General features: G+C 64.9%; 10 protein-coding genes. 3 read left to right on the top strand and 7 right to left on the bottom strand.

Annotated elements, in window-relative coordinates; all coding sequences use genetic code 11:
• Window positions 1–260, top strand: a 260-nt coding sequence (locus GPA25_RS23315) for a hypothetical protein (protein ID WP_169262789.1), incomplete at its 5' end; no start/stop codon positions are given.
• A gap of 149 nt (window positions 261–409) precedes the next feature.
• Here the strand turns inward: GPA25_RS23315 and GPA25_RS23310 are convergent.
• Both GPA25_RS23310 and GPA25_RS23305 read right to left on the bottom strand, forming a co-directional pair.
• Entirely contained in the window at window positions 410–931 is a 522-nt protein-coding gene (locus tag GPA25_RS23310; RefSeq protein WP_169262788.1) for a cytochrome b/b6 domain-containing protein, read from the bottom strand.
• Window positions 932–955: 24 nt separating this feature from the next.
• Window positions 956–1,228, bottom strand: coding sequence for a PepSY domain-containing protein (locus GPA25_RS23305; RefSeq protein WP_211163332.1), 273 nt, complete (start codon window positions 1,226–1,228; stop codon window positions 956–958).
• Window positions 1,229–1,466: 238 nt separating this feature from the next.
• Here GPA25_RS23305 and GPA25_RS23300 point away from each other — a divergent pair, with 238 nt between their 5' ends.
• Window positions 1,467–1,982 (top strand): O-acetyl-ADP-ribose deacetylase, encoded by a 516-nt coding sequence (locus tag GPA25_RS23300; protein ID WP_169262787.1) that lies wholly within the window; start codon window positions 1,467–1,469, stop codon window positions 1,980–1,982.
• A gap of 66 nt (window positions 1,983–2,048) precedes the next feature.
• Here GPA25_RS23300 and GPA25_RS23295 read toward each other — a convergent pair whose 3' ends face one another.
• Both GPA25_RS23295 and GPA25_RS23290 read right to left on the bottom strand, forming a co-directional pair.
• Window positions 2,049–2,192, bottom strand: coding sequence for a hypothetical protein (locus GPA25_RS23295; protein WP_169262786.1), 144 nt, complete (start codon window positions 2,190–2,192; stop codon window positions 2,049–2,051).
• Between the two features lie 11 nt (window positions 2,193–2,203).
• Window positions 2,204–3,463 carry a putative Na+/H+ antiporter gene (locus GPA25_RS23290; protein ID WP_169262785.1) on the bottom strand — a complete coding sequence of 420 codons (1,260 nt, stop codon included), beginning with the start codon at window positions 3,461–3,463 and terminating at the stop codon, window positions 2,204–2,206.
• A 25-nt stretch (window positions 3,464–3,488) separates the two neighbouring features.
• Here GPA25_RS23290 and GPA25_RS23285 point away from each other — a divergent pair, with 25 nt between their 5' ends.
• Entirely contained in the window at window positions 3,489–3,794 is a 306-nt protein-coding gene (locus tag GPA25_RS23285) for a hypothetical protein (RefSeq protein ID WP_169262784.1), read from the top strand.
• An 81-nt stretch (window positions 3,795–3,875) separates the two neighbouring features.
• Here GPA25_RS23285 and GPA25_RS23280 read toward each other — a convergent pair whose 3' ends face one another.
• The 3 genes from GPA25_RS23280 to GPA25_RS23270 all read right to left on the bottom strand — a co-directional run.
• The gene (locus GPA25_RS23280) at window positions 3,876–4,496 is read right to left on the bottom strand and encodes a response regulator transcription factor (protein ID WP_169262783.1); all 621 of its coding nucleotides are present in this window, start codon (window positions 4,494–4,496) and stop codon (window positions 3,876–3,878) included.
• Window positions 4,483–6,129: an ATP-binding protein gene (locus GPA25_RS23275; RefSeq protein ID WP_169262782.1), complete on the bottom strand. Its 1,647-nt coding sequence runs from the start codon at window positions 6,127–6,129 to the stop codon at window positions 4,483–4,485. Before GPA25_RS23275 ends, GPA25_RS23280 begins: the two co-directional genes overlap by 14 nt.
• Before the next feature lie 123 nt (window positions 6,130–6,252).
• Window positions 6,253–6,385, bottom strand: a 133-nt coding sequence (locus GPA25_RS23270; protein ID WP_484463060.1) for an ABC transporter ATP-binding protein C-terminal domain-containing protein, incomplete at its 5' end; no start/stop codon positions are given.

The following is a 6,385-nucleotide window of genomic DNA, read 5'->3' as shown; positions in this document are numbered from 1 at the left end:
CGGTGATCCTGACGCAGACCGCGACCCGGCGGGAGGGCGGTGGCTACATCATCCGCCGCGGCTATTACCCGCACATCGGCTTCTTCTACCGCCGCAGCATCCACGAGAAGGAACTTGAACAGGCGCCTACCGCGTACGACCGACAGTGCCGCAAGCCTCACGCAGCCAATGCGCCCGTCGAGTTCATCTGGAGCGATAACCTGCGGCGTGACATCGCTGCCGCCCGGCAGGCCGATGCCGAACGCGTCGCGACGGTTTGATAAGGAAGCCCCTCGCGGAGCTCCTCGTGATTACGCGGACACTGCTCCCTGGTGACGGTCTCGATCGCACAAAGGCGTGCCGGACGATGCAGACGCTTGTCGTCGCCGGCCACAATGTGGCGGTCGCGGTTTGACGGCGCGGCGACGCTTCAGCGCCGCTTGTAGCCGGTGACCATCGCGCGCACCAGGTTCTCGCGGTGGCGGACGCTCTCGAAGATCGCGGCCGCGACATGCAGCGCGACCGCAGACAGGGTCAGATTGACCGCTCCCGCGTGCAGTTCCTCGAGCGCCTCGCTGCCCCAGCCCCAGTCGGTGGTCATCAGCCAGCCGGTGGCGCCGATCACGCCGACCATCGCCAGCAGGAACAGGATCATCACCGCCGCCGCCGGATTGTGACCGAGGTGGCGCGGCTCCTGCCCACGCAGCAGGCGACCGACGTAGTCGCGCAGCACCGCAGGGCGCGGCACGAAATCGGCGAAGCGCGCGTGGCGACTGCCGACGAAGCCCCACACGAGGCGAAACGCCACCAGCGCGAGCGCCGCATAGCCGGCCCACAAGTGTGGCGCCTCGGCGTCATCGGACGTCAGGTAGGCGGTGGCGAACATCGCCACCAGCCCCCAGTGGAACACCCGCACGGGGATGTCCCAGACCCTGATTCTGTCGGCTGTCATGGCGATGTCCTCCGATGCCGGCGCTCAGCCCTGCTTGGCCTTGACGACCGAGCCGTCGACCGGGTGGAAATACACCTCGGCCTTCTGGCCGTTCTTGTTCTTGCCGTAGATCTCGTAGCAGTTGCCGGCCGTGACCTTGAATTTCTCGATCGTGTAACCGTCTGCGGCAATCTTCTGCTTCATCGCTTCTTCGGTCAGCCAGCCGGTCTTGGGCGTATCGGTGCATTGCGGCCCGGCGAACGCAGCGGTGCCGAGGCTAAGGGTGGTGGCGGCGAGGACGAGATGACGAATTTTCATGCTTTATCTCCGGTGAAAGTCGGTATGCATGTCGATATGACATGCCGCACATTGTGGAAGCCCGCATGTGAAGTTCGCGTGAAGGGAATCTCAAGATTCCGTGCCGCCGGAGTTACAAATCTTGTCGCCGCAACATTAATCGCCCGGCATTGCGGCGCAGCGAACTTGCCGACGCCTCACCCAGGGGCTAAGGTTTTTTTGAGGGGTTCGCCGAATTCCCGCAACAGGACCTTGCACCATGAGCACCACCCTTCGCGCGCTTCAAGCCGACATCACGACGCTCCAGGTCGATGCCATCGTCAACGCCGCAAATTCCTCGCTGCTGGGCGGGGGTGGCGTTGATGGTGCGATCCATCGTGCCGCGGGGCCGGAACTGCTGCAGGAATGCCGCCAGCTCGGCGGCTGCCCGACCGGCGACGCGAAGCTAACGCGGGGCTATCGCCTGCCGGCACGCTGGGTGATCCATACCGTCGGTCCGGTGTGGCACGGCGGCACACGCGGGGAGCCGGCATTGCTCGCCTCGTGCTATCGCCGCTCGATCGAACTCGCGGCGGCGAACGGCGCGGCGACGATCGCGTTCCCGAGCATCAGCACCGGGGTGTATGGCTATCCGATCGAGGAGGCGGCAAAGGTGGCGGTCGCGGCCGTCCGGTCGACGGTGCAGGAATTCCCCACCGTGACGGACGTCATCTTCTGCTGCTTCTCTGCCGGCGATCTCGCGGTTTTCCAGCGCGTGCTCGGCGAAAGCACCTGAGCGGTCCCGGACACCCGAAGATCCCGATAGCGTCCGGCACCCCGTCTGGCGCGCCGGGACGGGAGGCTACTCACGCCCCTTCTTGTTGCGCTGCTCGACCGCATCCTTGAGCAGGGATACAAACGCGATCACGAAGGGGAGCGCGAGAAGAAAGGCAAAGCTTGTCGACAGCGTCGAGAACCAGAGCAGCACTTCGTCGAGCAAGCTCATGTTCGCCTCCCTCATAACACCTGGAACGCGATGATCGCAACCAGGGTCGGCGGTAGCGCCGAGAACAGCAATCCGACGGGATGAATCGCCTCGTCGGAGAAATGCCCGCGCAGAATCGCAAAGCCGGCCGGGTTCGGTGCATTGGCGATGATGGTGAGACCGCCGCCGGTGACGGCACCGGCGACCAGCGCGTATTTGAACTCGGGCGACAGCCCCTGAACCAGCGAGCCGAGGTAGGTCAGGGCGGCGTTATCCGTCACCGCGGTCAGCGCGGTGGCGCCGAAATACACGGTCGTCGCATCCATCCCGGTCAGCAAGGGTTGCAGCCACCACTGCTGCTGCCCGCCGAGCACCACCAGACCCGCCAGGAAAAACGCCACCAGCAGGCCTTCGCGCAGGATCAATCGGTCCTGGTACTGCTTGTAGGCCGTGGCAAAACCCAGGAAGAACAGCAGCAGCCCCATGAACACCGCGGGATGGTGGGCAAAGGCCACGACGCCGGCGAGAAACAGCACATGGATGACGACGGCGAACGACGGCACCCGTTCGGCAGTCGCCTTGCTGGTGGTGTCGAGGCGGGCCAGCTCCCGGCGGAACACCGAGGTGAGCACGAAGCCATTGAAGAACACCGCGATCGTCGCCTTCCAGCCGAAGGTGGCGATCATGAACCAGACGTCCCAGCCCCAGGTGCCGGCGACCATCAGCACCGGCGGCGCGGCGAACGGAGTCAACGTGCCGCCGATCGAGATATTCACGAACAGCGTGCCGATCGTCGCGTACTTGAGCCGGTTCGAGATGCCGTGCGCGAAGAACTTGTCCCGCAGGATCATCGCCGCGAGCGTCATCGCGGCGGGTTCGGTGATGAAGGAACCGAGCAGCGGCACCAGCGACATCGTCACGAAGAAGAACGCGACGTTCCGGTGCACGGGGATGAAACTCGCCAGCTGGCGCACGCACCACAGCGCAAACCGGAGAATCGGGCGGCTGCCGGCGATCACCATGATCGCGAAAACGAACATCGGTTCGGTGAAGTTGCGGCTGTCGAGGTACGCAATGGCGTCAGCCTGGCCGATCAGCACGGCCATCACGACGATGAGGACCATCGCCCACAGGCCGAACACCACCTCGATCTCGCCAATGAGATGAAACACGCCCGCATGCTCGGGGTGGCGATGCGCGAGCTGCTCGAAGAATTTGGTCGAGAAGGTATGAATGATTGCGAGCGCGAACAGGCCAGCGGCAATCCACTGCACAGCAGTCTCTCCAGTCATCAGCGATGTGCTCCGTGTTTGGGTGATGTTCGAGGTAGAGCTGCAGGCCGCGGCGCGTGCGCCGGATGAAGAGCGGTCCGGCGACGATGGCGAGCAGCGGGACGGCGACGAGAAAATTGGCGAGAAATACTTCGATCCGCTGCGAAATTCCGTCCGGGGCGACATAGCGCGTTACCCCGGCGGTCAGCAGCAGCCCGAATGCGATCCCGGCCAGTTCGATGCCGTCAAAATCGGTGCCGCGTGCTTCTTCAAGCGCGGCGTCGCGTTCGCGCTCCGGGATGCGGTGCAGCTCCGGATAGATCAGGAGCTTGAAATTCGGCATGCGGGCTAATCTCCTTGCGGCGGAGATTAACGAGTCCGCGACATGCTGAAAATTGGGCGTGTGGCGTACGCGGATTCGCTTATCGGCGCGCTAGGATTCGCGGCACGCCGCGATCAGGCCGGCGAGCGATTCGGCTTCCATCTTCTGCATCACCCGGCCACGGTGCACCTGCGCGGTGCGGTGGCTGATGCCGAGACGCGCGGCGATCTCGTGATTCGACAAGCCCTGGATCATCAAATCACAGACTTCTCGCTCACGCTCCGTCAGCAGGGCGAGCTTGCCCGCCATTGTCTGCCCGTGCAGGTCGGCGAGCAGCCGCTGCCGCTCGCACGCGAAAGCCTGCTCGATCGCGGCGATCAGATCCTGATCGTCAAAGGGCTTTTCGAGGAAATCGATGGCCGCCTGGCGGAACGCCTGCCGGGCGCACGCGGCATCCCCGTGGGCGGTCATGATCACGAAAGGCAGCGCCATGCCCCTTTCGCCGGCGAGGCGCTGCAGTTCGAGCCCGGACACGCCCGGCATGCGGATGTCCGTGACGACGCATCCCGCCCACGCCCGACCGCCCTTCGCGGCGGCCATCAGGAAGGCCTCGGCGCTGTCGAACATCCGCGTCTTGTAGCCCTTGATGCCGAGCAGCAGTGACAGGGAATCACGCACCGCCGGATCGTCGTCGATCAGGAATACGCACAGTCGCTCGTCAATCGGGTTCATGGGCAGACGGTTTCAGGCAGGGCAAGGTGAAATGGACTCGGCCGCCGGGGCCGGCCTCCGCGATCAGTTCTCCGCCGTGCGATTCGATGATGGCGCGGCTCACCGACAGACCAACACCCATGCCATTGGCCTTGTCGGTAACAAAGGGCTCGAACAGCGTCAGCAGGCGGTCAGGCGCGATCCCCGGGCCATTGTCCTTGACATCGACGCGCAGAAAACCGTTCTCCTCGCGCAGACAGACGGCGATCGTGCCATCGCGAACGTCGCACAGGGCGTCGATCGCATTCTGCAGCAGATTGCGCAGCACGAGCTCGAGCTGAACCCGGTCCGCGTGCGCCCGCAACGGCGCAGTCGGGACGTTGAAGTCGAAACGCAGCGTGCTGAATTGCGCCCGGGAACCGGCGACCATGTCGGCGACGATCGCGCCGACCTCGACGCATTCGCGCCCCTCGACACCGCCCTTGAACAGATCACGCAAGCGCCGGATGACATCGCCGGCACGGCGTGCCTCGGACGAGATCTTGTCGAGCGTCGGCAGCAGGCTGTCCTGCATCTCGGCGGAAGGCGACCGCGCGATCAGCTGGCACGCGCGGGCATAGTTGTTCAGCGCGGTCAGCGGCTGGTTCAGCTCGTGCGTGATCGCGGCCGCCATTTCCCCCGCGGCGGCGAGTTTGAGGGTGCGGCGCAGATCGTCCGAGACACGCTGCCGCTCGTCGACCGTCACGGCGACGAAGAAACCGGTCATCGCCAGCGCCAGCAGCAAGCCCTGCAGCTCGAACACGCTCAGCGAGCTGAACCCGGATGCTTCCATCGCAATGATGACGCCGACCTGCAACAGGATCATCGCCGGCGCCGTGCCGGCCATGCCGTGGCGCGCGGCGATCCAGATCAGCGGCAGGAACAGCACGTAGAAATACTTGAACTGCGCGTCGCCGGACACGGTAAAGACGACCCACTGGCTCACCAGGATCGCTGCGATCTGCAACACCATTTCGCGGTTGCGGAGCAACGTGAAAATCTGCGCGCGCCGCACCCCGTCGAGCATCATCAGCAGCAGCGGCAGGAAAACCACGATGCCGACCGTATCGCCGATCCAGAAGCGCAGCCACGCCTCCAGCATCCCGGCAGTCTCTCCGCGGATGACGGCGAGCGCCGCGACGTAGACGGCACCGATGATGAAGCTGCCCCCTGCCACCACCCACAACAGGCGCAGCACGTCGCCGCGGCGGCGCAGCGAGATGGCAATCCGCAGCCTGCCCCGCAGCGTTGCCGCAATGGCCGTATATCCGGCCGACAGGACACTCGCGACCATCAGTGCCGCGGCCAGCGAGCGCTGTGAATCGCGGATGGTGAGTTCCGCAATCACCAATGTCAGGAAAACCACCCAAATCCTGCGCCACCCCAGGACCATCAGGAAGGCAATGGCCAGGCTCGGTTGCGGGTTCCACGGTGTGACATTGAAGCCCGGCATCGGGTGGAGGAAGCTCGCGCGGTCGAGCAGCAGATAGGCCAAGCCGAACAAGGCCGCGACGGCCCACTGGTGCCGGATAGAGCGCGTGAGCTGTCGGGATGGGCCTGCGGGGTTGAACAGCGAATGCAGCATCGGGGGAGTGGAGATTTCAGGCGAACTCAATCTACCACGAGACAGTCTGGCGAGCGGCTTTGCCGGCCACCGGGATAACCGTCGATACGGCGCGCGGTGGGGTGGCGGCAACCGGGCGGGCATGAGCGCCCGCCCGGCCCGGGTGATGTGCCTTTACTTGGCCAGCTTGTCCTGATGCTTGCCCCCCAGGCCGAGATAGGCCTCGATGACGCGCGGATCGTCGGCGAGCTGCTTGGCCGGCCCTTCCATCGCGATCTCGCCGGTCTCGAGCACGTAGGCGTAGTCG

The organism is Aromatoleum diolicum (genome assembly GCF_012910955.1).
Taxonomy (GTDB): Bacteria; Pseudomonadota; Gammaproteobacteria; order Burkholderiales; family Rhodocyclaceae; genus Aromatoleum; species Aromatoleum diolicum.
This window is presented reverse-complemented; position numbering and strand designations above follow the sequence as displayed.

What these genes read in the sequence shown, in the direction of transcription:
- GPA25_RS23295 (WP_169262786.1), bottom strand. Translation starts at nt 2,192, where the DNA reads ATGAGCTTGCTCGACGAAGTGCTGCTCTGGTTCTCGACGCTGTCGACA.
- GPA25_RS23290 (WP_169262785.1), bottom strand. Translation starts at nt 3,463, where the DNA reads ATGACTGGAGAGACTGCTGTGCAGTGGATTGCCGCTGGCCTGTTCGCG.
- GPA25_RS23285 (WP_169262784.1), top strand. Translation starts at nt 3,489, where the DNA reads ATGTTCGAGGTAGAGCTGCAGGCCGCGGCGCGTGCGCCGGATGAAGAG.
- GPA25_RS23305 (WP_211163332.1), bottom strand. Translation starts at nt 1,228, where the DNA reads ATGAAAATTCGTCATCTCGTCCTCGCCGCCACCACCCTTAGCCTCGGC.
- GPA25_RS23280 (WP_169262783.1), bottom strand. Translation starts at nt 4,496, where the DNA reads ATGAACCCGATTGACGAGCGACTGTGCGTATTCCTGATCGACGACGAT.
- GPA25_RS23300 (WP_169262787.1), top strand. Translation starts at nt 1,467, where the DNA reads ATGAGCACCACCCTTCGCGCGCTTCAAGCCGACATCACGACGCTCCAG.
- GPA25_RS23310 (WP_169262788.1), bottom strand. Translation starts at nt 931, where the DNA reads ATGACAGCCGACAGAATCAGGGTCTGGGACATCCCCGTGCGGGTGTTC.